The 1825-nt window shown below is 67.0% G+C and carries 1 protein-coding gene; it reads left to right on the top strand.

Annotated elements, in window-relative coordinates:
- Nucleotides 1-357: 357 nt before the first annotated feature.
- On the top strand, nucleotides 358-1728 hold the full coding sequence (locus tag DPM12_RS22630; protein ID WP_211659267.1) for an IS110 family RNA-guided transposase: 1371 nt from the start codon (nucleotides 358-360) through the stop codon (nucleotides 1726-1728).
- Nucleotides 1729-1825: the final 97 nt, after the last annotated feature.

Below are 1825 nucleotides of genomic sequence, written 5' to 3'. Positions count from 1 at the left end.
TGGTCGACACGTTCCACAAAGCCGCCGCTCAACACGGCTACCCCGCCTCCACGTTGACCGACATTCAATCTGGGTGGGCGACATTCCGAGCCTTCTGGTCGACGGGCGGGGAGGATCGGTGTCGTCCGGCACCTGCCCGTCAACGTTGTTTGACTGAGTGGAGCGCTGTGCGACTTCTTGCCTGTTGACTGCGCTTGGCGGGCGGGGCCACTGCCGGAGTTCGAGATGCCCTGTTAGGAACCCGGCGACCACCTCGCGCGATGTGGATCCCTGTTAGCGAATGTCTGGTGCGGATCGTGCTCAACGGCAGCCCGGCGGCCGGAAAGCGATTGACCACGCGAGCAGAGGAGACCGGCAGTGATCCTTCGGATGGGTATCGACATCGCGGTCCGCGCACCGCATCAAGCCAGTCTGGCTGACGACCGCGGTGAGCTGATCTGGTCCGGACATCGGTTCCGGACCACCGCAACCGATCTCGACCACCTCTGGGAACGGCTCCCCGCTGGCAGCGACCCGGCCCAGGTCACGGTCGTGATGGAACCGACCCGCAACGCGTGGGTACCACTAGCGGCCTGGTTCCGCCGCAAGGGAGCCACCGTGGTGCTGGTCTCCGCCGAGCGATCCGCGGACCTGCGGGCCTACTACGCCAAGCACACCAAGAGCGACCGGCTGGACTCGGTACTGCTGGCACGGCTCCCGATGCTGCACCCCGAAGGACTCCACCCCGAGCGTGGCCTGGGACCGGGAGACCCACTGCGGCGAGCCACCAAGCTGCACTCCACGCTGGTCAAGCGACGCACCACCAGCCTGGCCAGACTGGACGCCCTTCTGGAGATCCTCGGACCCGACTGGCACACCGCGCTGAGCGGCGACCTGGCCAACACGACCCCGCTACGGTTCCTGGCCGCCGGCTACGCCGACCCGCACACCGTCAAACGGGTCGGCCGCTCCCGCCTGGTCCGGTTCTTCCACCGCCACTCCCGCGGTGCCTGGGGCGAGCCCGAGGCCGACGCCATCATGACTGCCGCCAAGGCCACCCGCCAGTTGTGGGAGGACGAACTGGACTTCGCAGACCTGGCCGAAGACATCGCCGTCGAGGCACGCCTAGCCCTGACGCTGACACAAGAGATCAAGGAACTGGACGAGCGCATCGCGATCCTGGTCACCGAGCGAGACCCGGCAGGCATCATCACCTCAGCCCCCGGCGTCGGCGCCGTCACCAGCGCAGTCATCCTGGGGCGACTCGGAGACATTGATCGCTTCACATCCCTGGCCGGGATCCGCAGCTTCAGCGGCCTGGTGCCCTCCCTCGACGCCTCGGGCGTCTCGGACAGACACGGCGGCCCGACCAAACGTGGCGACGCACTCCTGCGCGAAGCACTATTCAACAGCGCCAACCAAGCCCGCCGCTACGACCCCACCCTCGCGGCGAAGTACCACCGGCTGATGGTCGAGACCGGCAAACACCACAACTCCGCGCTCTGCCACATCGCCACCACGTTGCTGACTCGTATCGCATCCTGCTGGAAGAACCAGACACCCTACGAGCTGCGCGACGTCGACGGCCGACCCGTCGACCGCACCGAAGCCCGGGCAATCATCAACGACCGCTACCAGGTCCCCCAGCACCTCCGGCGAGCACGCACCACCACAACGCCGAACGGGACGGGCCGGCGAAGCAAGGAGTCACCAAGTGCTCCATCGCCGGCCCGTCAACCCCAACGCTAGCCGCCACCCCGTCGCTTGACATCTCTTAGGAACTCAACGGCATGGTCTACACCGTCCGTCTCGCCTCAGCAGCCGCCCACGGCGGCCGCACCAAACT

Origin of the sequence: Phytoactinopolyspora halophila (genome assembly GCF_003287285.1) — a bacterium.
Classification (GTDB): domain Bacteria; phylum Actinomycetota; class Actinomycetes; order Jiangellales; family Jiangellaceae; genus Phytoactinopolyspora_A; species Phytoactinopolyspora_A halophila.
The sequence above is the reverse complement of the archived record's forward strand: the minus strand, read 5'-3'. Positions and strand labels throughout refer to the sequence as shown.